The following is a 24,540-nucleotide window of genomic DNA, read 5'->3' as shown; positions in this document are numbered from 1 at the left end:
CAAGATTAGAAGAATCATAGCGAAAAAAAGCATCCTATCGGAATGCTTTTCTTATTTTTAGTTGTTATTACACTATTCAATAGTTAAATCCATATCTATTTATTAACGATAATGAATCGCATTGTCCAGTTCTATCGGATTGTTATTCTTCTTAAGATACTGCTGTTGGGTTTTTGTCAGCTCTTTGTAATCCGGAACAAATCTTTTCCCGTTTTCGTCCTGCCAGACTGCTTTTATATTTCCTGATTTCATTTCCCGGTAAGGATCGTTGTAATAGTCCTGCTGGACTTTTACCCACTGCTTCCAGGTGACGTCCAAAGGTTTGGTAGAGAAATAAGAAATGCTGATTGTTTCATCTTTTTTAATTGCAGTCAGTGCAAACTGATAATTGTTTTTGGAATCCTTCATGGAGACGATCAGTCCGGGAAGCCCATCGAAGACATACGGGCCGTTCTGCAGAGCGACGTCCGTCGTAAACCAGGCTTCCCAGGTACGGCCGGAATAGGTAAGCACTGCTTTCTGGCAGGTATAATCGCCGATCTCTTTGGTGTCTTTGGTAATCTCCCATTTAAATAAGGGGCTCTTTTCTGAAATCCGGTAAAGATCCCTGAGCAGAACGGTAAACCGGTAAATCTTTTTCTGCTGCTGATCCCTGATGGTCATAAACTGATAATCGTATTTCTTTTGAGCCTTCGCTCCGGCTTGTTCCTTTGCCATCACCAGAGAATCGTTCAGGTACTGATCCCGGGAATAGAACTTGGATTCTTTCTCTTTGATCAGCAGGACCATATCTTTCGTCTGCATTTCTTCAGACAGGGAATCGGCCCGGTAATTCATCCGGTAGTCGATCTTATAGATCTGTGCATAGGCTGAATTGGAAAATAAGCCTGTAAAGAGCAGTATTTTAAATATATTTTTCCATTCCATAATATTGAATTGCTTTTTGTTTTAAGGGGTTAGTGCTCCATTCTGCCCATTCGCCGGTATAGGGATTGTAGCCACACTTTAGCGGCTTTGACAGGTCTAGACCTGTCGGATTGGTATGGGTGCGTTCGGTATACGCCCGGCAGTCGGTGCAGACATACCGGAATTCACAATCTTTACAACCTTTGATATCATCTTTAGTCACGTTCCAGTACCGCTTGAAATCCTGATGGTTCAGGCTTTCTGCTAAAGTGGTCTCTCCGATATTCCCAAAGCTTTGGGCCATGGAAGGGCAGTTTTTTATATTCCCGGAACTGTCGATCGAAAGTTTGCAGTTCAGGCAGGAGTTATAATGCATGGATTCTGAAATGATTTCAAGGTTTACCGAATCGATGTTTCCCTGTATGGTCCCGCAGTTTTTGGGTCCTGTAATGGACTTTTCTATGATAAGAATTTTACCGTCTTCTGCCGGAGCAGTTAATAATTCTTTGTTTAAAGTATAAACGGTAACCGCACTGACGATCGGGAGCTTTTCAATTTCTTTCAGGTCATCTGTTATCTTTTCCGGATTTGATGTTTCCGGGACGCTGATTTCAAGCTGAATGTCCCGTAACCTGTTTAAAGAATCATCATTTAAGTAAATAATGTACTCCTTAAGTTCCGGCAGCCTTGTTTCTGAAAAGCAGCGGAACATGATCGCTTCAACACCTAATGTTCCAATTTCCCTGTTTATTTTTGATAGGGAAGTGAAAGACGTTTCAGAATCGATATCGATGATCATATTGGTGATCTTGCCCGGACTATGCCATTTCATATCGATGGATGGAAAAGCATGAATCTCATCGGGTTCTATCTCGAAAATAAGGTCATTTTCCTGTAAGAACTTTTTATATTCCTCCAGTATTCCGGTATCATCAGGATAGAGTGCCTGCAAATCTGTAAAATCCATCACCTCGGTAATGATCTCGTATAATTCATTGGGAATGTACCAGTACCTGTTTTTGGTTATGTCAAACAGGATCGAGCGCGAATATCCTTTTACAGGAATAATGTCGGCATAGAGTTTATACATTATATTTTGTGAGGTCAAAATTTGGCTATTTTTTTATAAAATTTTTTACTTACATAAATTCCTGATCCGTTCTGCGCTGAAGATCTGATATTGCAATCCCGGTAATCCGGAAGCTTCTCATTCGGGCTGAAGAGCTGATCCAGGTCTCTGATAATATAAGATCCCTTGTTCTTTTCGATAATCTTTTTTAATTGGTCAGGCATATTGTTTCTGTTGTATTAAAAATTCCGCTACTTCCTTTTCCAGATAATAATTGCACGGCCGGGAAACCATCCCGAACTGGCCTACAGGATTTATTTCTAAGAAGACATATCTTCCCTTTATATCTTTGATCATATCGATGGAGCCGGAGGTTAGATGTACATCGGCCAGCAGGGCAGTCAGCTTTTCTTTTATATCCTGTGGCAGCTCATACGGTACGCAACGGTTCGGATTAAAAATATCGTAGTTCCGGAAATCCGTTTGGGTCCGGCTGTTTGCGGAAGAAAAAATCGCCATCGGGTAAAACGTACCATTCAGGTAGAATATTCTCAACTCAAATTTTTTATTGATATTTTCCTGAAACAGAGAGGGAGTGAACGCTTCGATCTCACATTTTTTAACCGGTTGGGTATGGGTGCCGTACATCCCTTTGAAGTCAGAGAAAGTAACACCTTCAAAAATCGGTTTGGTAATTAGGTCTTTATTCAGATCTAAAATTTTCTGTAGAGAATCCCGGCTGTTGGCAATATAGGTTTCAGGAACCGTTAAGCCCTGTTTTTTCGCCAGTCTCAAAACTTCAATCTTATCGATTTTAAGGGAATCTTTGTAGTAGTCGAACCATTTCCATTCCGGATAAAAATCGTAGAGAATTCTTAAAAACCGGTTCCGCTCGGCAGCATGGAACTTGGCAAACCTGATGACGTTTTCATCCACCTCATTTTCCTGCCTGACGATCTGCTCATACACCATATCGATAAATCTCCGGCACCACACGACCTTTATCTTTTTAAGATCGATTTTTCTGTGGTTAACCTTATCAAGAATTTCCAGTTCATGGTCATTTAAATTGAAAAAAAGATCGTAACAGGCAGGATCGGTGATCCGGTCGACATTCAACCTGACGAAAGAAACCCCGTAATGATTCAGCCAGTCGCATACACTGTTGGTGGTCAGTTCAAAATCAGCTTTTGAAATAATTAAAATCTCGCTCATAATTCCAGTCCTTCCATTTCCTGGGACATATGGTACTCATAAACCGCAGGCTCATCTTTGTAGAATCTTTTATATTCCCCGACAAACAGGTAATTCGTATCACCGGAAGAGAAATACCTTTTGTAGATTTTTTTCCTTCCTTTGCTGTCATTTTCGCTGAAGCTGGTGACTTTCCTGTTGTAGAGCTTCACTGTTACCGTATCGTTTTTCCGGAGAACGTTTTCCGGAATATCTTTTACGATAAACAGGCTGTAATACACAGCATTGCCTTTTTCCTTCTTAATCTGTCTCAGCCGGTCATAATAGGTGAAAACCAGCTCTCCGTATTTCCGGTAAAACATCCGTTGATGCAACTGCCTTCCGCCATAACTGTGAAATTTAACATCATGATCGTTACTGGTAAATAAATAACGGTACCTTTCATCCTCTCTATGCGAATCCGAGACGGTTGCATTATAACCCGAACATGAGGCCAGCATAACCAAAGAAACGAAAGCCAATAAAAATTGGCTTTCTGCTTTTTTAAGGATCGTCATACCTTATAAATCTGAACCGGAAGCCCAGTCTGAATCATCCGTTGATCCGTCATCATTAACCTGGCCTTTGTTATTCGTCATTACCATCGTAGTCATAGGTTCCAGGGATAGTTCTCTTCCTTTTCCTCCTTTTAGGGAAATCATATCATTGGCATTTAGCTTCTTGCCTTCTAAGGACTTCAGTTGTTTTTTCATTTTTTAAAGTTTTGTAATTAATACTCAGATCAAAGTTTAGACACATTAGATCGTCATTGGTGCTGTCTGCAGGCTTATTAATCCATTTTTCAGCTGCATTACGTACTACAGCATACTGAATGTTTAAATTTTTCGGCTCCTGGCTGATCATAAAAATTTAGAAAAGCCTGAACTTTAATTTATTATTCCATTAAATGATAAAATAACCGATAGGATATTTAAGTATCCAAAAACAATTAATCATTTAATTATTTACAATTTTAAATATATTTTTTGATTTAAAAAAGAGATTTTTACATTCTTTTGAAAATTTTAGGGCAGTGTAAACTTTATGGAAGAAAGAGGAGAAGAAAGTCACGAAATATTGATTTAAAAATTAAAAATATCAACGGATCATTGTTTTTCAGTTAAATTAATTTAATCGGGAATTAAAATACCGGAGGATTGAAATTAATTTTTATTTTTAGTTAAATTTTAAAATACCATGCAGGAACTTTCGCTGTCTTCGAAACTGAAGTACATTTTCTCAATTCCCGTTATCATTTCCGCTTTGGGCTACTTTGTAGATATTTATGACCTACTGCTGTTCGGCATTGTCAGGATTCCAAGCCTGAAAGCACTGGGCCTCAACCCGGATATTGACGGAACCTTTATCCTGAATGCCCAGATGGTCGGCCTGCTGATCGGAGGAATTTTCTGGGGTATTTTCGGAGATAAAAAGGGAAGACTCTCAGTTCTGTTCGGATCCATTCTCGTGTATTCCCTGGCCAATATTGCCTGCGGTTTTCTGCCTTATTTCCCGAAAGAATATTTGGTTTACCAATACGCCGGATTACGGTTCATTGCCGGGATCGGTCTTGCCGGCGAGCTTGGAGCCGGAATCACTTTGGTTTCCGAAAGTCTGCCGAAGAGCCTGAGGGCCATCGGAACCTCTGTAGTGGCGGGTTTCGGTCTGATGGGCGCTGTAGTGGCCCAACTTACCGTAGAGCTGGCCGGTGGATGGAATATTTCCTACATCATCGGCGGTATACTGGGCATTATGCTGCTGTTCCTGAGAATCAGCGTTTCCGAGTCCGGGATCTACAAAAATATCGAGCACCAATCGGTTTCCAAAGGAAATTTTATTTCGTTTTTCACCAACAAAAACCGCCTCATCCGATATCTGAAATGTATTTCCGTCGGGCTGCCCACCTGGTACTGCATCGGGATTTTGGCCGTACTGGCCAACCAGTTTGCACCGGAAATGGGCATTGCCAACCTCAATCCCGGAAAGGCGATCATGTGGGCCTATGTAGGAATTTCTGCGGGTGATCTCGCCAGCGGGTTTATTTCGCATCTTCTGAAATCCCGGAAAATGGCTATCTTTTATATGCTCGCCTTTACCATTGTCGGCGTCGCCATTATGCTGTTCGGAAATACGGATTCGGAGACGAAATACTACATGTTCTGCGTGTGGCTGGGTCTGGGAACGGGCTATTGGGCCATGTTTGTGACGCTGGCCGCCGAACAGTTCGGCACGAATATCAGGAATACGGCAACCACCACGGTTCCGAATATGGTGCGCGGACTGGTTCCGGTGATGATTTTTGCGTTTGATTTTTTCAAAAAAGATTTTTCGGTGGTTCTCAGTGCAGCGCTGGTAGGCGTGATCGTCTTCGGACTGGCGTTTTATTCTGCTCTTACCGTATCGGAAACCCATGATAAAGATCTCGAATTTGTAGAATAATTTAAGTGTTTAAGAAATAATTAATACATTTTCTGCGTTATCTCATTAATAAGTAGAACAACATAAACAAATTATCAAAATTCATATTAAATTATGCTGTGAATAATTAATATTTGTTTAACTTTGAAACATCACTAAATTGTTTAATCTCAAAGCCAATCACAATGCAAAATTTTTTAAAGAACGCAAAGAAATTAAAGAACGCAGATCTTAGAAACATTACAGGAGGAATCAGCGGAACACCGGATCTTTCAAAATGCGGATGCAGCTGTTCAGGATCTGTAACAGGACCGTTTTACTGCGCTCAGTACATCGCTTGTCCGCAGGTTTACACTTGTAACGATGCTGTATAAGAACTATTTCAATTAGAAATAAACATTTCCACATTTAATACGCAAAAGCCTTTCGGATCTTCCGGGAGGTTTTTGTCATTGTGCTTTATGAACACGAACCTCACGGAGGATTTTTATCATGATCTGTTTTAAGATCCGCAGCGCGCAGGTGCTTATAAAAGCTGCAGAATAAAAACACTAAAACAGATTTGCAATTCATTACGCACTGAAGAACTGTTGAAAAACCAAAAGCTCCAGAGGATCTGCGAATTAATAGGTATAAACAATTTAAGAAACATTCGATATTTAGACATTTGGTGACACTGACAAAAACGTCCAGCATCCTCTTCCAGCTACTAATCGGATGTCTGCTTTGAGTTAACATAACATTTGCCCATCATTTATTATCCATCATCCGTCAATCATACATCCTTAAAGCTCTTATCCGTCAGATGTTCAAACCTCTTATTTTTAGCTTCCCCGATTTTCTGTTTCGTGTAGATGCTGTTGTTTCCGGAAAACAGGTAGGAGACCACACAGGCAATGGCCACATAGACTCCGCATTCGGCCCCGAACAATTCAATGCCCATCAGGGTGCAGGCCAGCGGAGTGTTGGTTGCTCCTGCAAAAACGCCTACAAATCCCATACCTGCCAGTAAACCGTACGGAAGCGGAACAAATACTGATAAAGCACTCCCCAGGGTAGCTCCGATAAAGAAGAGCGGGGTCACTTCACCACCTTTAAACCCTGCCGAAAGGGTAACGATCGTAAAAATCATTTTTAAAGCGAAATCATGAAAGGGAAGGGGTTGGGTAAAAGATTCCAGGATGGTGGGAATTCCCAATCCGATGTAACGGGTTGTGTCTATTGCAGAAACAGCAGCAGCCACGAGAATCCCGCCAATGACCGGACGAAGCGGCGGATATTTTATTTTGGATTTAAAAAAGAGGCTGGTTTTATGAAGCAGTTTACTGAATACGGCTGCACAGATTCCGAAGACAATACCTGCCAGAATACTGTAGACAACCGGAAGAAATTCCGGTTTCGGAATAAAATCAATATGGTAATGCGTATGTTTTGCATTCCAGAGATTGGTAACGATATCGCCTAAAACCGCAGATGCAAAAGCAGGAAAAAGGGCATTGTAACGGATTCTTCCGATCAGGAAAACTTCCAGCCCGAAAACGGCTCCCGCCAGAGGCGTACCGAAAACCGAACCGAATCCCGCGGCCATTGCTGAAATGAGCAGGACCTTGCGATCGTCTTTATTAAGCCTGAAAGGTCTGGCCAGCTGATCGGCAATCGCTCCGGCCATTTGCAGTGCGGTTCCTTCGCGTCCTGCCGATCCGCCGAAAAAGTGGGTAACAATGGTTCCCAGATAAACGAAAGGCGCCATTTTCAGAGGAATGGTCTCTTTTGGCTCGTGGATATTTTCAAGAAGCAGGTTATTTCCCGCTTCTACCTCTTTACCGAGATAGTGGTATAAAGCCCCGACCAGAAATCCTGCAACCGGCAGAAAAGCAATAATCCACACATGGCTTTCCCGGAAATCCGTTGCCCACTGTAAAGACGTTAAAAATCCTGCACAAGCAGTTCCGACAAGAGCACCGATGATCGCGCTGATCAAAAGCCATTTGATAATATACGGAAGCGACGGGTATCTCCTGAAAAAAAACCGGATATAAAATTGAAAACTTGTGCTTAAAGTTCGCTGGATTTTAGACATGATTTTCCTGATCAAATTATGGTTGATAATCTATTAATCAGGCGTCATCAGCCCGTTAGAAACGAGGCGGTTGGGGAAGGAAGAACACCATTTCCTTTTGTAAGGCAAAGATAAAAATAATTTTTAATTTTTATAATGCATCGCCTTGTCAATTTCAACAGGATTATTGTACTTCTTGATGACCTTCTGCATGTTTTTGACCTGAGCATTCAGTTCATCAATGCTAGAAATTTCTTTTCCGTTGATATTGATGTTTAAACGGTTATCGTTATTTAAATTTGTTCTTTCAAATGAAAAAGGATCATTAAAAAATTCCGTTAAAAGCTTTTGCCTCTGTTTTTCATTAATAGAAATGGCTTTATTTCCAAAATTGGATTCTAGAAAGTCTTCCGTATGAAATGTTTCCGGCAGCTCCTGACTTTTAATAAGGTTATAAATGAAGTTTTTCTTTGTATCGTAAATTTCGAAAACCAGGCCCGGAAGCCCGGAAAATTTGAAAGGTCCTTCATTAAAGGGGATCTCCCTGCTGAACCACGCTACCCAATTTCTTCCTCCAAATGTTGCAGTTGCCTTTTGCAGCATATATTGCTGGACCTGTCTGGTTTCGCCGGAGATCTTCCAGTTTATTTTGTCGGTGGTTTTAAATGAATAATATTCAAATTTAATATTGATAAAATTTTCATTTTCAATGGTATTTGTTTTCCTTTTTACCACTTGCCCGGTCATGTCAATATGCCTGTTATCCCTATTTCCGAACTTTTTATTCAGGGAGTCGGCAACCAAAAGATCTCTTCCGTAAAATTTCACTTCTCTGGAATTGATATCCAGAATCATGTTGTATTTCTGATAATCTGCGTCGGTAGAATCCATTTTCCACTGAAGCTCATAGATAAACCGATGCGTCTGTGAATTCAGTGCGCTGATAATCAATATAAAAAAGAGTGTTGGAATTTTTTTCATGATTCATCTTTTTGATCGGATTTTATTTAAAATAAGGATGTTCAGAAATATATTTTTTACTTATTTTAATGCTTTCAAACATATCCTTATCACTCGAATCCTGCTCCAAAAACCAATACTGCAGACCTGCTTTTTCCCGGGCTTTAAAAATTCTTTCAAAACCGATGGTCCCGTTTCCGATTTCGGCAAAATCCTTTGAGCCGGCTTTCATGTCTTTCACGTGCCACAGCGGGAATCGTTTCGGATGCTTTTCAAAATAAACCAACGGATCGATTCCTGCTTTTGCCATCCAATACAGGTCGAGCTCCATTTTCACCAGTTCTGGGGAAGAATGTTTTAAAATGAAATCATAAATATTGTCCGATTCATCAAACTTTTCAAACTCAAAATCATGGTTGTGGTAAGCGAACTGGATTCCGGCTTTATGGGCTGCTTCCCCTGAGTGATTCAGCAGTTCGGGGAGCTTCCGGTAATTTTCCGCAGTTCTTTCTTCAGGAAAAAGATAGGAGCAGACCATATATTCCGCACCGATGAAGTGAAGGTCTTCCACGGATTGTTCCCAACTGTTTAGCAAAGTTCCCCGGTCTTTATGTAGAATTCCGGTGGTGTGATGGGAGCTGATGACTTTCAGTCCGGTATTTTTGAGGATCATCTGAAATTCATTCCGGGTTTTCCCGAAAAATGTTCCGTTGTAACCGTAGATTTCAAGTTGCGTAAAGCCTAAGCCCGCCAGTCGTTCCAGTGTTTTTTCCAAGTCTTCTGAAATCGCATCCCGGACGGTGTATAATTGAATGCCCAATGTCTCTGTCTTGCTTTTAAAATTAGAAATTCCACAGGAATACAATCCCAGGAATCCCAGTGAAGAAAGTCTGATAAAATCTTTTCGCTGCATGTTATAAAAAAGGTTTCATTTCATCTTCGATCTGCGTCCGGAGCTGCATCAGGCGGATCGCGTACTGTTCCTGCTGCTTTTCTTCTTCGGTTTCCGGGATCCATTTGGGAACGGGAAGCTTCTTGCCGTTTTCATCCACCGCTACAAAAACAATGATGCAGTGGGTTTTCTTATCGAATTTCGGCTGTTTCAGGTTTCTTGAAAATACATTGATGGAAATATGCATGCTCGAAGAACCCGTATAAATAACCTGTGCTTCCACTTTTACTACTTCCCCGATCTTGATCGGCTCATAAAAACGGATCCCGCCCACGTAGACGGTCACTGAATAATTTCCGCTCCAGGTTGTGGCGCAGGCATAACCCGCCTGGTCGATCCATTTCATGACACTTCCACCATGTACATTTCCTCCGTAATTCACATCCGAAGGTTCTGAAATAAACTGAAAGGTAACCGGTTTGTTTTCCATCCTTTTAAAATTTGAATAAAGGTATTTATAATTTTTAAAAGTTTGGATTAAATCTTACTTTTGAAAACCGAAATGTAAACAAACTACTGAAGAGAACTATGAAAAAAGTATTCTACCTGAAAACCTGCGACACCTGCCGGAAGATCCTTGCCCAATTCGACCTTACCGGCTGGGAGATCCGGGAAATCAAGAAAGAACCGGTTACCGAAGGCGAACTTGCCGAAATGTATGAGAAAACAAATTCTTACGAAGCGCTGTTCAGTAAAAAATCTACCCAGATCAAGCAGAGAGGACTGGAGGTAAAAACATTGACGGAAAATGATTTCAGAGATTTATTGCTTGATCATTATTCGTTTCTCAGACGTCCGGTTTTTATAACTGATGACCGGATTTTTATCGGAAATGATAAGAAAAATGTGGAGGAGCTGAAGGAATATATGAATAATAACCAGACCTCATAGCTTTCAGAAACCTATGAGGTTTTATGCAATGAAACACTGAATTTTTTAAGCTGGCTTACCGTAATTTTAAACGGATGTATTGTCATCGGTGCGGGACATGGTCTTGGCATCTTATTTATCTATGAAATTCTGGGCTTTAAATTTATCCGGGATGGGGATGTGAATCTATTAGGATCTTATGATGACAGATTAGTACCCGTCGCTCTTATTTCGTTCATCTGCCAGATATTACTTTTAATAAGTTTACGGGCTGAACCATGGAAATTGAAGAAAACGCTTATTACGGTTTTTTGTTCAATCCTTGTGCTGGTGTTTCTTTTTCTGGTGAGGGATTTTCCGGAGTCCGGGATCGATACATTTTCATTAATAGGAGGGATTCCGTTTTTCATATCAGCGGTTATCATATTAATAAGAGTGAATTTCGTAATGAAGGAACGACAAACCTAACGGGTTTTCAAAGCCCGTTAGGTTTTACTGTATGTAAGAAGTGCCTCCTGAAATCCATTTTGTAAAAAGTTCGTCATTACAACAAAAAGGCTCCGATTTCCTTAAATCCAAAGTCCTTTATTAAAATTGAAATATTGTTATTTTTTACGGACGCTGTTGCCTACGCCGGTAGAAGAGATGCTGGGCTTACCGTTCTTGTTGGGTGAATTGCTGTAGAAGATCTTATTATCGGTGCCTTCTACGGAGATCCGGGAAATTTTGTCAATATACACGGTGTTGCCGGACCCGGATACTTCAAGCCTTGTGAGATTCCCGTTAATGGTGATGACATTCTTCACGCCTGAGATAATTGCTGTTCCTCCATCTGAAGAATATGTTTTTGTCTGGCCGACGCCGTCTACGGTAATGGTACCGGCGCTCTGACTGTTGATGCCGGCCTGGGCGCTGGCGAAATGCATGCCGAACAAAAGAATGCCTAAAGCGGCTGTTTTTTTCAGAACTTTCATATTAAAAATTTTCAGAATTGGGGTACAAGAAAAATGCCACCTGATGGAATGGCATAAAAAAACCGTCCTGTAATGCTACAGAACGGCTATTGATATTTGATTTTCCGTTTATACGAAAGGGGCTTTCACCACTTTTGCCGGAATGTTTTTGTTTCTTACCTGGATGAAGATTTCAGAACCCAGCTTAAAGTGCGGCTTATCTACATAAGCAAGACCTAAACCGACTTTTTTCATTGGCGACTGGGTACCCGAAGTTACTTTTCCGATTACATTGCCTTCCGCATCCACCACAGGGTAGTCGTGTCTCGGAACGCCTTTGTCAGTCAGCTCAAAACCAACCAGTTTTCGGGTTACCCCTTCTTCTTTTTGCTTGGCAAAAGTTTCTTTGGAAACAAAATCCTTATCGAATTTCGTGATCCATCCCAAACCTGCTTCGATCGGGGAAGTGGTATCGTCGATATCGTTTCCGTACAGGCAGAATCCTTTTTCCAGACGCAGCGTATCTCTGGCAGCCAGCCCGCAAGGAATAATTCCTTCTTCTGCACCCGCTTCGATGATCGCATCCCAAAGTTTTACAGCATCTTCATTTCTGAAATAGATTTCGAAACCTCCGCTTCCGGTATAGCCGGTGTTGGAAATAATTACGTCGTTTACCCCAGCTACAGAACCTACGGTGAAGTTATAGTAAGGAATTTCCGAAAGATCGGTTTCCGTCAGTTTCTGAAGGATTTCCGTCGCTTTCGGACCCTGAACGGCTAATAAGGACATATTGTCTGAAGCGTTCGTCATTTTTGCTCCGAACGTATTGTATTTGGAAATATGGTTCCAGTCTTTATCGATGTTTGAAGCATTGACTACCACGAAGTATTTGTGATCCTCCATTTTGTAAACGATAAGGTCGTCCACGATCCCTCCGTTTTCATTCGGAAGACATGAGTATTGTGCTTTTCCGTTTTCAAGCGCATCCACATTGTTGGTGGTAACGTACTGCAGAAGTTCTTTGGAACCTGCTCCTTCGATGAAAAACTGCCCCATGTGGGAAACATCAAACAGGCCCGCTTTTTCTCTTACGGCAAAATGCTCTTCGGTAACTCCGGAATATTGTACAGGCATTTCAAATCCTGCAAAAGGTACGATTTTAGCGCCTAAGGATGCATGCTTGTCGTACAATGCTGTTTTCTTCATGTTTAATTTTTATTTTATTTCTTTATTGTAAAACTGTCGAAAGCTTCGTTGAAAAGCTTCATGTAATTTCCGTTCCAGTATTTCTGTCTGCAGTTGATGGTCACCAGAAACAGGTCTTTGTCTTTCTGAAGAACTTTGGTAATCCAGAAGAGTTTTTCTTTTTCATCAAAATACTCGTACCGGTATTCGGTGTAGCCTTTTTTTCCGCTTCTGGATTTGATTTTGCTTTCGTCGTCCGCAGATTTGTAGAGGGCCAAAATAAATTTTTTGGTTTCCGTTTTCGGGAGATTCAGGCCATGGTATTCTGAAATGGTAATGGCACCTACTTCGTTGCCTGGGAAGATATTGATGATGTTACTGTCATCCGTTACTTTCCATCCCTCCGGCAGAGTGACGGAATAGTTCTCCTGTTCATAGACTTTCGTAGGAACCGACTGGGAAAATACCAGCGATCCTGTAAAAAGCAACATGGCTGCAATTAATCTTTTCATCGGTTTGAAAAATGGTGTTTGTATTCTTCCAGGATGATCTTGAACCATTCCGTAAAATGTTCCGGCTGTCCGGCCATCTCCTGATCCAGGTCTTCCATGGAAACGTAGCGGACTTCCTCCACTTCGTCGGTATTTAACAGAAATTCGTCTTCAAAGATACCGGTAAAAACATGGTCGAGTTCATGTTCCCAAAGCCCGTTGCCGACGTCGGCTTTATAGATGAAAATGAATTTTTCCGTCAGTTCCGCATCAATGCCAAGTTCTTCTTTTAGCCTTCTTATCGCCCCTTCCAGATAGGTTTCCTCCATTCTGGGATGCGAACAGACAGCGTTGGTCCATTTCAGCGGGGAATGGTATTTGCCGGAAGCCCTTTTCTGAAGCAGCATTTCGCCTTTCCGGTTGAATAAAAAAACGGAAAAGGCACGGTGCAAAAGGCCGTTAACATGGGCCTGCTGCTTTTCCATAAGGCCAAGAACTTCATCTTCGGGATTCACTAAAACTACGAATTCTTCCATTTCTACAAATGTAAGTGTAATAAATGTATTTTGGAAATTTTTGGTAAAACATCATGGTTTTTGAATGGCAGGAGCTATATTGATTGGGCGAAGGCAGCGTTGCTGATCGATCTTACTCTGTTTCAATGAAAAGCTGTTTACCGGACAGTAAACAGCTTATTGTAAATGGTTAAATAAAAATTACTTCACATCTTTCCAGATATTGCGGTGAAGGGTTTCTATCGTATTTCCTTTAATGACGAATCGGTTCTTTGATATAGTCGATTTCTCCGTGGCTGTAAGTCATTAAATTATACTTCACTATTACCGTATCTCCTTTCTGTTCGAAAACCAGGGATTGAAAATCCGAAAAATTGGAAGAAGAATCCGGCATCTGGTAAAAATCCTGCTTAATCAACTATTCTGCTGCTGCATCTTTCTGAAACCACTTTTTCACCAGGTCTTTTTGAGCCTGCGAACCCTGTTTTCCGGGACCCGGAGCAGTTGTAAGTCCGCAATTGCCTTCTTCGCAGCTCGATTCTCCGAGTCCGCTGTATAAAGCAGCAATTGCTTTTAGGGGTTCTGGGAGTTTTGCAACATCATCCGCATTGATAATCCCGGGAGTATCTTTGGATCCGGTGATTAACGGTATATTTCTGTTTTTGGCTGTTCTTTGATTTCTTCAACCTGAGTTATTTTTCAGGCAGCGTAATCAATATAGTGTCAGAACTTTTCAAGACTGTTTCTTCCTTTTTATTGTTTTTGTTGCACGAAAAATAATAACAAATTACGATGGCTAGCGGATGAATTCTCATAGGTAATTCTATTTTTGGGTTTCACATAAATACCATATTAAACGGCTGCATAAGCTTTTTTATAATCGTGTAAAAAAAATGAGATAAAATTTTCAAAAGCAGAATGATTGCCGATATTATTTATGAAATAAATGTTTTTTAAGTGAAAATTTAATATAAAGCAAGATTAACAAGCCTTTTTACAGTAAAAACCCTAACTTTGTGATTCAAATTTTCACGATGGAATTAGAATACATAGATCACTTGAGTCCGATTCTGAAGGACGGCGTAAAAAATTATTTAATTGATATCGACGGGACCATTACCGAAGACGTTCCCAACGAAGAACCCGAAAGAATGGTGACCTGTGAGCCTTTTCCGGATGCCCTGGAAACCATCAACAAATGGTACGATGAAGGCCACCAGATCTGTTTCTTCACTTCAAGAACCGAAAACCTTAAGCAGATTACCATTGACTGGCTGGATAAGCACGGTTTTAAATACCACAGCGTATTATGCGGAAAACCGAGGGGAGGGAACTACCACTGGATCGACAACCATTTGGTAAGGGCTACCCGGTACAAAGGCAGATTCACCGATCTTGTGGAAAAGCAGGTAACGATTGAGGTATTCAAAGAAGAAGAGGAATAAAAAAATTACCGTAAGATTAAACGATTAAATATTGCGGAAGCACAATTAATCTTTAATTTTTTCAATTATTAAATCAATAAAAAGTTTTATGAAAGTTTTAGCAAACGACGGCTTGGATCAGTCCGGGATTGATGCGTTAACGGAGAAAGGTTTTGAAGTTATTACAACAAAAGTCCCGCAGGAGCAATTGGTGGATTATATTAACGAACACAAGATCCGTACGATTTTAGTGCGCAGCGCTACGCAGGTACGTAAAGACCTTATTGATAGCTGCCCTTCGATCGAGATCATCGGCAGAGGCGGAGTAGGAATGGATAATATTGATGTGGACTACGCCAGGGAAAAGGGAATTCATGTCATCAATACGCCTTCGGCTTCTTCCGAATCCGTAGCCGAGCTGGTTTTTGCCCACCTGTTTTCAGGAGCAAGATTTTTACAGGACTCCAACAGAAAAATGCCGGTGACAGGCGATACCGAATTTGCGGGTCTTAAGAAAGCTTATTCCGGAGGAATCGAACTGAAAGGAAAAACCATCGGAATTGTAGGAATGGGGCGGATCGGGCAGGAGGTTGCCAAGATTGCCTTAGGTCTTGGAATGCGGGTTATCGCTGCCGACAGCAACGTCGGAAGAGCAAGCATTAAGGTGAAATTTTATAATAACCAGTTCATCAATGTAGATATCGAAACGGAACCGCTTCAGGACGTGCTGAAACATTCGGACTTTATTACGCTTCACGTTCCGGCACAGAAAGACGGATACATGATCGGCAAAAATGAATTTGAAATCATGAAGGATGGCGTGGCGATCGTAAACTGCTCCAGAGGCGGAGTTATCGATGAAGCGGCCCTGATTGAAGCTTTGGATTCGGGGAAGGTGAAGTTTGCAGGACTTGACGTTTTTATCAACGAGCCGACACCTTCCAAAGAAATCCTTACCCATCCGAAAATATCCATGACCCCGCACACAGGGGCTGCTACCCTGGAAGCCCAGGACCGGATCGGGCTTTCGCTGGCAGAACAGATTTCCAGCATCTTACAGATTCAGTAACAAATTCAATATTGAAATAAATAACAAAGCACTTCAGATGAAGTGCTTTGTTATTTATACAGGTTAAACTAACTGAATCCAGATACCGCTCCGTCAAAAATTCAGAGTTTTTGACACCCTTCCGAGAGAGGGGGATTTTTATACCGCTTATTATCGGTTGATCACCAATGGATGTGCTTTCTTTATCATCCGGTGCCTAACTTTCTTATACAACATCAATATCTTTTGTGACTATTGTGGTTAATAAAAAGTATAGACGTATTATTTACAAGCCGTTTTTGCTTTTCAGCAGGTCACGGATTTCTGCCAGGAGTTTCTGATCCTCCGTAGGTCCTGCAGGAACCACCGGTACCGGCTCCGGTTTTCTTTTCAGTTTATTGATGGTTGTAATCAGAACAAACAGAACCAGGGCAACGATAAAAAAGCTGATTACTGAGGACAGGAAACTTCCGTATTTCACGCCGTTCCAGGAAAGTTCGGCAATGTTTTTTACATTGGCTTTCTCCAGAGCCGGATTTAACAGCAGAGGCGTAATAATATCATCCACAAATGATTTCACAATCGCACTGAATGCTGCTCCGATAATCACTCCAACGGCAAGGTCAAGGACATTTCCCTTGAAGGCAAATTCTTTAAATTCTTTTACAAATCCCATAACGTATTTTAGTTTATTATTATAGACAAACAGAGGAATAAGGTACAAAAAAAAATTAATCCTTTGATTCCGGCTATAAATTTTTGCGATTAATTATAAAAAAGTATTGCCATTCCTGTCATAGGGCAATTTTTTATTAGCATTAGTTTTCGTAAATTGCTGAGGAAACACTAATAGCATTCAAATATGAAAATCTTTACAGCAGAGCAAATTCAAAAGGGAGACCGGTACACGGTCGAACATGAACCTGTTCTTTCCATACAGCTCATGGAACGGGCCGCGGAAGCCTGCGTCCACTGGATCTCCGAAAATTGTAAAAACCATCGGAATTTTGCCATTTTCTGTGGCACCGGGAACAACGGCGGCGATGGCTTTGCTATTGCCAGGATGTTGTATCAGAAAGGGTTTGATATTGATGTTTTTACCAATTCAAAGGCTAAATTTTCTTCGGATGCCCAGAGCAACTTCAGGGAGTTGAAGGAAATTTCGGGGATTTCGGTAAGAGAATTTAAAGAAGCAGCAGATTACCGTTTCGACAGCAGGACCATCATTATTGATGCACTTTTCGGAACCGGACTGTCAAGACCGCTGGAAGGCGAATTTAAAGACCTGATCGAATTGTTAAATGGAACGGCCAACCTAAAGATTTCCATCGACCTTCCGTCCGGGCTTTTTGCCGATTCGGTCTCTCCTGAAGGTGCCTCTATCTTTAAAGCCGATTATACCTTAAGCTTTCAGCTTTGGAAAAAAACGTTCCTTCATCCTGAAACCGGAAAATATGCCGGAAAAGTAAAAATTTTAAATATTAATATCAGCGAAGATTACATTGAAGAAACGGAAACGGATAATTTTGTAATCAATGATAAAGCCGTTAAGAAGATCTTCAGGCCAAGGCAGGAATTTTCGCATAAAGGTACTTACGGGAAAGTGGTGATTGTCGGAGGAAGCTACGGCAAAATGGGAGCAGCGGTTTTATCAACAAAAGCAGCACTGAAAACCGGAGCCGGGCTTACCTTTACCCTTGCGCCGAAATGTGGCTATGAGATTTTACAGACCTCCAATCCGGAAGCCATGTTCATCGAAGGCGGAACAGAGTTTATTAATCATATTCAAACGGATAAGCAGGCTGTTTACGGAGCCGGGCCAGGCCTGGGAACCGATAAAGAAACTATAAAGGCCTTTATTACCTTTTTAAAAGAACATGAAAAGCCTTTGACTTTAGATGCCGATGCACTTAATATGATTTCACAGGATCCCGAAAATATACAGCTGATCCCGAAAGGATCAATCATTACGCCTCATCCCAAAGAATTTGAAAGGCTGTTCGGAGCTACGGGAAATTCTTTCGAACGGGTAGAGCTGGGAAAAGCCAAAGCCAAAGAACATCACCTGTATATTGTTTTAAAGGATCACCGCACGCAGGTGATAACCCCTGAAGGAAAAGTATTCTACAACGTTACAGGAAATTCAGGGCTGGCAAAAGGCGGAAGCGGGGATATTTTAACGGGCATCATCACCTCATTTTCCGCACAGAATTATACCCAGGAGGAAGCAGCCATTTTAGGGGTCTGGTTTCATGGCCGGGCCGCAGAATTTGCTTCGGAAAAATACTCTAAAGAATCAATGCTCCCAACCGATGTTATCCATGAATTCGGAAATGTCTTTACGGAATTGAACAGTCTGGTGGTAAAAGCATTGTAATGATTACTGGTAATTGCAAATATCAATAGGAATGGGCTGTAGCTCATTCTACTGATTGGTAACAGGGAATCAATAAAAAAAAGGCAAGTCTGTAATACAAACCTGCCTTTTTTATTTTGAATTTATTTCGTTACTCCGGTTTTTCGTTTTCTGCCTGGGTAATTCTGAATTTTTTAGAAACAATCATAATAATGACCCCGGCAATCATGAAAGGAATGGATAAGATCTGCCCGGTATTAAGTCCTCCGAACTGGATGAATTCGTCACCCTGAGGTTCTTTCAGGAACTCAACAAAGAACCTGATGGCCCAAAGTATAATGAAGAACAATCCGAACAGCCATCCCTGCTGGTATTTTTTGTTGGTTTTTCTGTACAGGATCCACAACAGTACAAAAAGACAGACGTAACCGAAAGCTTCAAAAAGCTGAGAAGGATACCGCGGAACCGTTACGCCATATTCACTGCTCTGCTGCGGGAAAAGCAGGGCAAAAGGGGAATTCGGATCAGCGGGCTTCCCGATAATTTCCGAGTTGAAGAAGTTTCCCAATCTTACAAATGCCCCGCCCAGGGAAACCACGATCCCCAAACGGTCGTACACCCAGAACGGATTCTTTTTAATGATTTTAAATGAATAATACAGTGTGGTCAGGATCAGTGCAATGGTTGCCCCATGGCTTGCCAATCCGGAAAATCCGGTGAATTTCAATCCGTTTTTAGTACTGATCGGCAAAAATACACTCCAGAAATCTTCCTTAAAAAGCTCCGGCTGGTAAAAAATTACGTGTCCCATTCTCGCTCCCAGAATCGTTCCGATCAGGGTCCATGTGAACAGCGGTTCCAGGTATTTCTGGTTGACGTTATCGATCTTGAAAATCCTGCTCATCAGCACATAGCCGAAACCGAAGGCAAAAATAAACATCAGGCTGTAAAAATGCAGGGTTACCGGCCCCAACTGGATGCCTTTCGAAGGATTCCAGATTTTGAAAGGCGTATCCAGGCTTACCTGGTCGGCATCCGAGATTGGCTTCGGGGTTTTAACGGCATATTTAAATGTTCCGATGTTTTCGCTGGTTGCCGGTGTATCGATCAGTTGAAAATTTTTATCCAAGAACTGGTAATGGACCATTTTATATTTGGCTAAAGTTGCCGTGCTGTAATTCACATAAGCCGGTTCGAAGTTGGATTCATTGAAGATAACCAATACATTTTCTTTAATCGGTTTATCTGCAAATTCGTTAAGATCCTGTACTTCCGTGGTAGAATAGATCTTAACGGGAACATTGGCGGAATTAATGTGTAAGGTGCCGTCGGACAGGCCGTCGGGATAATTCTGCGCAAAAAGACATTGAGTGATCAGCGCAAAAATGACGAGATACATTCTGAGAAAAATATTGCTCATTGCTATTTTTTTAATAGTTTGTTTTATTTAAATTTTACTTTTTCGGCGGCACCGGATCGTAGCCGCTTCCGCCCCACGGGTGGCATCTTGAAATTCTTTTTACACCCAGCCAGAATCCTTTGAAAATCCCGTGAACCTGCAAAGCCTTTACCATATAGTGGGAGCACGTCGGCTCATAACGGCAGTTTTTGGGAAGCAGCGGCGAAATAAACCATTGGTAAAACCTGATGAAGATTACCAGAGGAAAAGTGACTATTTTATTGAATGTAAGTTTCAAAACAATGCAAAAATAGGGTAAAAAATTGAAAATTAGTTTAAATTTGTTAGAACTTTCAGAGCAGCAGAGGGCTGTTCATCGGAGAAATTCCGGTGTTCGCAGATTCACTTATCCCAGGAGAAAAATCCGGGAAATTTTTATTGGTTTGAACGTTGCTCTTAACTTAATTATACTTAAATCTTAAAATATTGAATCAAAATATTCCATTAGCCGAAAAACTGAGACCTAAAACACTGGATGATGTTCTGGGGCAGGAGCATCTTACGGGTGAAAGAGGGACCATCAGGAAGATGATGCAGAATAATTCCCTGAATTCCCTGATCTTCTGGGGGCCGCCGGGTACAGGAAAAACCACGCTGGCTGAAATCATTTCTGAAAACTCGGGACGAAAGTTTTATAAGCTTTCGGCGGTTTCTTCCGGTGTGAAAGATGTTCGTGATGTAATCGAGGATGCAAAGAAGCAAAACCTTTTTTCGGGGAAATCTCCGATTCTGTTCATTGATGAAATTCACCGGTTCAACAAATCCCAGCAGGATTCCCTGCTTCACGCGGTAGAAAAAGGCTGGATCGTTCTGATCGGGGCCACCACGGAAAACCCGAGCTTTGAAGTGGTTTCAGCATTGCTTTCCAGAAGTCAGGTGTATGTTTTAAAGGCACTGACTTATGAAAAGCTGGAGGAACTGATTGATACCGCTTCTGAAAGATACAACCGGGATGAGAATACTTCTTTTAAAATCGTTGAGAAAGAAGCGTTCATCCAGTATTCGGGAGGTGATGCGCGGAAGCTGATCAATTCCATAGAGCTGGTGCTGAACCAGTTTAAGAACTCCGAAAAAAAGGAAATTAAAAATGAGGACGTGCTGGAAGTTTTGCAGGAGACTATGGCACTTTACGATAAGAACGGTGAGCAGCATTACGATATTATTTCGGCTTTCATCAAATCGATGCGGGGAAGCGACCCCAACGGTGCAGTGTACTGGCTCGCAAGAATGCTGGCCGGTGGCGAAGACATTAAATTTATTGCCAGAAGAATGCTGATCCTGGCATCGGAAGACATCGGGCTGGCCAATCCGAATGCGCTGGTTATCGCGAATAACTGTTTCCAGGCAGTCAATGTCATCGGAAATCCCGAGGCGCGGATTATTCTCAGCGAAACCGCTGTTTATCTGGCGGTTTCCCCGAAAAGTAATTCTACCTATATGGCGATTAATGAAGCATTGGCTTTGGTAAAGAAAACCGGGAACCTTCCGGTACCGCTGCATCTTAGAAATGCACCCACTAAGCTGATGAAAGACCTTGATTACGGAAAGGAATACAAATACGCCCATTCCTACGAAGGTAACTTTGTAGACCAGACCTTTTTACCGGAAGAAATTAAGGATGCCAAACTTTATGAACCAGGGAATAATGCGACCGAAAAGAAAATCAGTGAGGAACTGAAAAAGAAATGGAACGGTAAATATTAAAGGATACTCGGCTGAGTATCCTTTGCTTAAATATGACCGGAAAAATTATTTTTTAGTAGTTACGGACACCGTCTTGCTTCCTTTATTATCGATCACCTGAACGTTACTTAATAAGTTTCCGTAGATCAGCGTATCAGTATTGGCAAATTCATATCCGTCGATCAGGACCGGTGTATTTTTTGCCAGGTTGTATTGGGCATTAAGATCAGACAGAGGCAGTCTGTCCAAAGTACCGAATCCGGATTTCAGTTTGTATTCTACCAGTCCGTTTTCTGCAATCGCATTAAACTTTTTCAGATTTTGAGGGAGTTCTGCTGCAGATTTGAAGGTACGTGTACTCTGTACGTAGCTTTTAAGATTTGTACTGAACATATCTACCGTTCCTACGATATCGTTGGCCACTGCAAATCGTGTCGATGAGTTCTTCTGGGCAAACAGCGTTGCCGAAGACAGTAACAAAAAAGAGTAGAATAATTTTTTCATAATGGTTTAGGAATAAGTAACGATTAAAAACGTGATAAATATAGTTATTTTTTATAAAATGTAAATAAAATTTTATAAAAGGATAAGGATTAATTAAATGGGTTTAATTTTCTGTATTTTAAGAATTGGTATTTTCCTCTTTTTTTTCCACCATGTTTCTGATGATTTTCTTGACCCGTTGAAAAAGGAATGAACTCAGCAGCAAAATGATTCCCAGAATAATAAAGGCGATAATTCTTGATACATTATCCATTTTCCAGACATCATAAGCATAGAGCTTGAAGATCATAATTGCGATAAGTATAAAGCCTATTTTGTTATATTCTGCCGCTTCGCTTTTTAGTCCTTTGTAAAGGAACAGGCTTGCAAGGACTGCCCATATAATCGGAAGGTACAAAAGGCTGAAATGTCTGGTAAGAAAAGCGACTTCTGAAATGTTGCGGGCATTTGACAGGACATACAGGTTATACAATTCACCGCTCACCGCAACAATAAAGGCAAGCGAGGCCCACCAATGTGAAAGTTTTATCTTTAAAAACTGCGATTTCGGTAAAACGGATGCCAGTACAATGATAAACGGAATCCAATAGAGCAGGTAAGTAGTATAAAAAGCAAGGGATAATTTTCCCATTAAATAATGGGAAACGATTCCGGAACCGGAAATTAATGTATTGCCTATAATCAATGCACAAAATATATACACGAGGGCTATTTCCAGGATTTTGTTGATTTCGAGTTTTTTTCTGAATAAGAGAATGATGAAAATAAATAATATGCTGTACAAAATTGCGGTACTGAAGATGACGATCCATGGCTTTGCCGAGATATGATACAGGAGTTCCAGCAGAAGGGCTATATAAATAACGCCGTAGCTTACTACCGTAAAGAGGTTTTCGAAGAAACTGCTGGTTTCATCCGTACTGCCGGACCATTTTCTCAGCAGAATTAAGTTGGCGAATGTCGTAACTACTGTTACGGCACTGGTCAGAAAAACCGGGTTGAAGACCATGTGGAGATCCCTGGCATTAATATATTCGGTCCAGGTAACCAGCTGTGCGATGATCACTAACGGAAACAGAATATAAAAGCAAAGTTTAAAGATATTGAGACTGCTCTTTTTCCAGATGAAAAGCAGCAGGGTGGCCTCAATTGCCCATACACTTGTAATTAAATGTGTCTTAAACTGTAAGGCAACGGCAATAGTAAAAAGGCTCACCGTTATTCCTGCAAAAACGGAATAATTGATCCCGAATTTCCCGGAAACATATTCCCGGTAAAGTAAACTGAGGTTCAACAAAGCAAAAACAATGGGAAAAATGATAACCGGTTCGTACTGCAAAGTTTCAAAAATATAAACCGGGCCGATAATACCTGTAAAATTAATCAATACAAGCATCAGGATGTCATACGGAAGCAGAATGCTTTTCTTAAAATATTTCTGAAGGACAAAGAGGTAGAAAATGATATAGGTAATAATATAAAAATAGACATTAAGCATTTCCGTCTGTTCTATCGTCCAGTAGGCAAGGTAAATGGTTGTAAAGATAAAGGAGACCCAGCCTGCGCTTTTCCAGTTTTTCAGGAAAACAACAGCCAGCATTCCGGTATTTAAAACGGTAAGATAAGTAAACAGGAAAAGATAGTTGCTTTCCCCGGTGCTGATCATCAGAGGTGCAAGAAACCCTCCAAAAAGGGAAAAAAGATTCAGGATTTCACTTTTATAATAATTTGAAAGCAAAATACACACTAAGGTAATGCTGCAGGTGATCATAAAAGCAGCAGCTTGCGAAAAAAGCTCATATTCCCGGAAAGCAATGGTAATGGTAAAATACAGGACTGCAATTCCGCCTCCTGTAATGATGGATGCAAAAGCGGCATAATTTCTCCTCAGGATATGGCCGGTACCCATAATGATTGCTCCGGCAAGGAATCCGATGCCCACCCGCGGGGCTTCACCGATCCAGTTTTTGTCGATGGCATATTTTACAAAATAGCCGATTCCCAATACCAGGGTAAAAATTCCAATAATCGTAAGGACGTTCTGTTTTAAAAATTCAAATACCGGTGCAAGCCGGTCTTTTTTCTGTTCGTGCGGCAATGGATCCGTAATCGGTTCCGATACGGAAAGTGCCGGGATTGTATGGGCTTCGGTATTTTCCGGAGTGTTGGCAGCAGCTTCTGTCAGACTCCGGGACTGATGCAGGCCTTTTTCATTTATTCTCCGGTTCAGTTCGGCAATTTCCCGTTCCAGCCTCTTAAGCCTTTCATTGTAATTATTAAAAATACAAATGGCCAGTACGGCGATGATGATGATTGCATACGTCATTTCAAATCGTTGGGTGATCAAATATAATCAAATGTTTAGATCGGTGAAAAAAAATTAACCCATTACACGGAAGCATAATGAGTTAAAATTAAGATATAGTGATTAACACGGTTAGTAATTAGATGGTAT

Annotated in this window: 27 protein-coding genes and 1 riboswitch; of the genes, 7 read left to right on the top strand and 20 right to left on the bottom strand. The window is 41.2% G+C overall.

Annotation, left to right across the window (positions count from 1 at the left end; translation table 11 throughout):
• Positions 1-102 precede the first annotated feature (102 nt).
• The 6 genes from FY557_RS00380 to FY557_RS00355 are packed head-to-tail and all read right to left on the bottom strand — an operon-like array spanning position 103 to position 3,921.
• Positions 103-927: a GLPGLI family protein gene (locus FY557_RS00380; protein ID WP_149245317.1), complete on the bottom strand. Its 825-nt coding sequence runs from the start codon at positions 925-927 to the stop codon at positions 103-105.
• A complete protein-coding gene (gwsS, locus tag FY557_RS00375; RefSeq protein ID WP_149245316.1) occupies positions 905-1,996 on the bottom strand; it encodes a grasp-with-spasm system SPASM domain peptide maturase in 1,092 nt (363 codons plus the stop codon). Before gwsS ends, FY557_RS00380 begins: the two co-directional genes overlap by 23 nt.
• Positions 1,997-2,010: 14 nt before the next feature.
• A complete protein-coding gene (locus FY557_RS00370; protein WP_149245315.1) occupies positions 2,011-2,199 on the bottom strand; it encodes a hypothetical protein in 189 nt (62 codons plus the stop codon).
• Positions 2,192-3,190 carry a grasp-with-spasm system ATP-grasp peptide maturase gene (gene gwsG, locus FY557_RS00365; RefSeq protein WP_149245314.1) on the bottom strand — a complete coding sequence of 333 codons (999 nt, stop codon included), beginning with the start codon at positions 3,188-3,190 and terminating at the stop codon, positions 2,192-2,194. Before gwsG ends, FY557_RS00370 begins: the two co-directional genes overlap by 8 nt.
• Complete coding sequence (locus tag FY557_RS00360; protein ID WP_149245313.1) at positions 3,187-3,726, bottom strand: hypothetical protein; 540 nt, start codon at positions 3,724-3,726, stop codon at positions 3,187-3,189. Before FY557_RS00360 ends, gwsG begins: the two co-directional genes overlap by 4 nt.
• 3 nt (positions 3,727-3,729) lie before the next feature.
• Positions 3,730-3,921, bottom strand: coding sequence for a hypothetical protein (locus tag FY557_RS00355; RefSeq protein WP_149245312.1), 192 nt, complete (start codon positions 3,919-3,921; stop codon positions 3,730-3,732).
• Between the two features lie 484 nt (positions 3,922-4,405).
• Here FY557_RS00355 and FY557_RS00350 point away from each other — a divergent pair, with 484 nt between their 5' ends.
• Positions 4,406-5,647 (top strand): MFS transporter, encoded by a 1,242-nt coding sequence (locus FY557_RS00350; protein ID WP_149245311.1) that lies wholly within the window; start codon positions 4,406-4,408, stop codon positions 5,645-5,647.
• A 164-nt stretch (positions 5,648-5,811) separates the two neighbouring features.
• Positions 5,812-6,000, top strand: a complete 189-nt coding sequence (locus FY557_RS00345) for a hypothetical protein (protein ID WP_149245310.1) — start codon at positions 5,812-5,814, stop codon at positions 5,998-6,000.
• 401 nt (positions 6,001-6,401) lie between these two features.
• Here the strand turns inward: FY557_RS00345 and FY557_RS00340 are convergent, their stop codons facing one another.
• The 4 genes from FY557_RS00340 to FY557_RS00325 form a co-directional block, all read right to left on the bottom strand.
• Entirely contained in the window at positions 6,402-7,706 is a 1,305-nt protein-coding gene (locus FY557_RS00340; protein ID WP_149245309.1) for a voltage-gated chloride channel family protein, read from the bottom strand.
• Between the two features lie 31 nt (positions 7,707-7,737).
• A riboswitch (Fluoride riboswitch) is annotated at positions 7,738-7,810 on the bottom strand.
• A gap of 19 nt (positions 7,811-7,829) precedes the next feature.
• Complete coding sequence (locus FY557_RS00335; RefSeq protein WP_149245308.1) at positions 7,830-8,666, bottom strand: GLPGLI family protein; 837 nt, start codon at positions 8,664-8,666, stop codon at positions 7,830-7,832.
• Between the two features lie 22 nt (positions 8,667-8,688).
• Positions 8,689-9,558, bottom strand: a complete 870-nt coding sequence (locus FY557_RS00330) for a sugar phosphate isomerase/epimerase family protein (protein ID WP_149245307.1) — start codon at positions 9,556-9,558, stop codon at positions 8,689-8,691.
• Between the two features lies 1 nt (position 9,559).
• Positions 9,560-10,027, bottom strand: a complete 468-nt coding sequence (locus FY557_RS00325; RefSeq protein ID WP_149245306.1) for an acyl-CoA thioesterase — start codon at positions 10,025-10,027, stop codon at positions 9,560-9,562.
• A gap of 98 nt (positions 10,028-10,125) precedes the next feature.
• Here FY557_RS00325 and FY557_RS00320 point away from each other — a divergent pair, with 98 nt between their 5' ends.
• A complete protein-coding gene (locus FY557_RS00320) occupies positions 10,126-10,488 on the top strand; it encodes an arsenate reductase family protein (RefSeq protein WP_149245305.1) in 363 nt (120 codons plus the stop codon).
• A 584-nt stretch (positions 10,489-11,072) separates the two neighbouring features.
• On the opposite strand, the gene FY557_RS00315 is transcribed toward FY557_RS00320, so the two are convergent.
• From FY557_RS00315 to FY557_RS19985, 5 genes are all read right to left on the bottom strand, one after another.
• Positions 11,073-11,441 carry a DUF3060 domain-containing protein gene (locus FY557_RS00315; protein WP_149245304.1) on the bottom strand — a complete coding sequence of 123 codons (369 nt, stop codon included), beginning with the start codon at positions 11,439-11,441 and terminating at the stop codon, positions 11,073-11,075.
• Between the two features lie 108 nt (positions 11,442-11,549).
• Complete coding sequence (gene gcvT, locus FY557_RS00310; RefSeq protein WP_149245303.1) at positions 11,550-12,626, bottom strand: glycine cleavage system aminomethyltransferase GcvT; 1,077 nt, start codon at positions 12,624-12,626, stop codon at positions 11,550-11,552.
• 14 nt (positions 12,627-12,640) lie between these two features.
• Positions 12,641-13,117 carry a hypothetical protein gene (locus tag FY557_RS00305; RefSeq protein ID WP_149245302.1) on the bottom strand — a complete coding sequence of 159 codons (477 nt, stop codon included), beginning with the start codon at positions 13,115-13,117 and terminating at the stop codon, positions 12,641-12,643.
• Positions 13,114-13,632 (bottom strand): isopentenyl-diphosphate Delta-isomerase, encoded by a 519-nt coding sequence (idi, locus tag FY557_RS00300; protein ID WP_149245301.1) that lies wholly within the window; start codon positions 13,630-13,632, stop codon positions 13,114-13,116. Before idi ends, FY557_RS00305 begins: the two co-directional genes overlap by 4 nt.
• Before the next feature lie 232 nt (positions 13,633-13,864).
• Positions 13,865-14,029 (bottom strand): hypothetical protein, encoded by a 165-nt coding sequence (locus tag FY557_RS19985; RefSeq protein ID WP_185151618.1) that lies wholly within the window; start codon positions 14,027-14,029, stop codon positions 13,865-13,867.
• A gap of 616 nt (positions 14,030-14,645) precedes the next feature.
• On the opposite strand from FY557_RS19985, the gene FY557_RS00295 reads away from it, so the two are divergent.
• Both FY557_RS00295 and FY557_RS00290 read left to right on the top strand, forming a co-directional pair.
• Positions 14,646-15,056 carry a phosphoheptose isomerase gene (locus tag FY557_RS00295; protein ID WP_146941924.1) on the top strand — a complete coding sequence of 137 codons (411 nt, stop codon included), beginning with the start codon at positions 14,646-14,648 and terminating at the stop codon, positions 15,054-15,056.
• Between the two features lie 88 nt (positions 15,057-15,144).
• Positions 15,145-16,104 (top strand): D-2-hydroxyacid dehydrogenase, encoded by a 960-nt coding sequence (locus FY557_RS00290; protein WP_149245300.1) that lies wholly within the window; start codon positions 15,145-15,147, stop codon positions 16,102-16,104.
• A 265-nt stretch (positions 16,105-16,369) separates the two neighbouring features.
• Here FY557_RS00290 and mscL read toward each other — a convergent pair whose 3' ends face one another.
• Positions 16,370-16,759, bottom strand: a complete 390-nt coding sequence (gene mscL / locus FY557_RS00285) for a large conductance mechanosensitive channel protein MscL (RefSeq protein WP_149245299.1) — start codon at positions 16,757-16,759, stop codon at positions 16,370-16,372.
• Between the two features lie 186 nt (positions 16,760-16,945).
• Here mscL and FY557_RS00280 point away from each other — a divergent pair, with 186 nt between their 5' ends.
• Positions 16,946-18,460, top strand: coding sequence for an NAD(P)H-hydrate dehydratase (locus tag FY557_RS00280; protein WP_149245298.1), 1,515 nt, complete (start codon positions 16,946-16,948; stop codon positions 18,458-18,460).
• Positions 18,461-18,590: 130 nt separating this feature from the next.
• Here the strand turns inward: FY557_RS00280 and lgt are convergent, their stop codons facing one another.
• Together lgt and yidD are read right to left on the bottom strand one after the other, a co-directional pair.
• Positions 18,591-19,457 carry a prolipoprotein diacylglyceryl transferase gene (gene lgt / locus FY557_RS00275; protein WP_228451663.1) on the bottom strand — a complete coding sequence of 289 codons (867 nt, stop codon included), beginning with the start codon at positions 19,455-19,457 and terminating at the stop codon, positions 18,591-18,593.
• A 436-nt stretch (positions 19,458-19,893) separates the two neighbouring features.
• Positions 19,894-20,136: a membrane protein insertion efficiency factor YidD gene (gene yidD / locus FY557_RS00270; RefSeq protein ID WP_149245297.1), complete on the bottom strand. Its 243-nt coding sequence runs from the start codon at positions 20,134-20,136 to the stop codon at positions 19,894-19,896.
• Between the two features lie 188 nt (positions 20,137-20,324).
• On the opposite strand from yidD, the gene FY557_RS00265 reads away from it, so the two are divergent.
• Complete coding sequence (locus FY557_RS00265) at positions 20,325-21,602, top strand: replication-associated recombination protein A (protein WP_149245296.1); 1,278 nt, start codon at positions 20,325-20,327, stop codon at positions 21,600-21,602.
• A 45-nt stretch (positions 21,603-21,647) separates the two neighbouring features.
• Here the strand turns inward: FY557_RS00265 and FY557_RS00260 are convergent, their stop codons facing one another.
• Both FY557_RS00260 and FY557_RS00255 read right to left on the bottom strand, forming a co-directional pair.
• On the bottom strand, positions 21,648-22,085 hold the full coding sequence (locus FY557_RS00260) for a hypothetical protein (RefSeq protein ID WP_149245295.1): 438 nt from the start codon (positions 22,083-22,085) through the stop codon (positions 21,648-21,650).
• A gap of 118 nt (positions 22,086-22,203) precedes the next feature.
• Positions 22,204-24,432, bottom strand: a complete 2,229-nt coding sequence (locus tag FY557_RS00255) for a DUF2339 domain-containing protein (RefSeq protein WP_228451653.1) — start codon at positions 24,430-24,432, stop codon at positions 22,204-22,206.
• Positions 24,433-24,540: the final 108 nt, after the last annotated feature.

Origin of the sequence: Chryseobacterium sp. SN22 (assembly GCF_008329705.1) — a bacterium.
GTDB lineage: Bacteria > Bacteroidota > Bacteroidia > Flavobacteriales > Weeksellaceae > Chryseobacterium.
The sequence above is the reverse complement of the archived record's forward strand: the minus strand, read 5'-3'. Positions and strand labels throughout refer to the sequence as shown.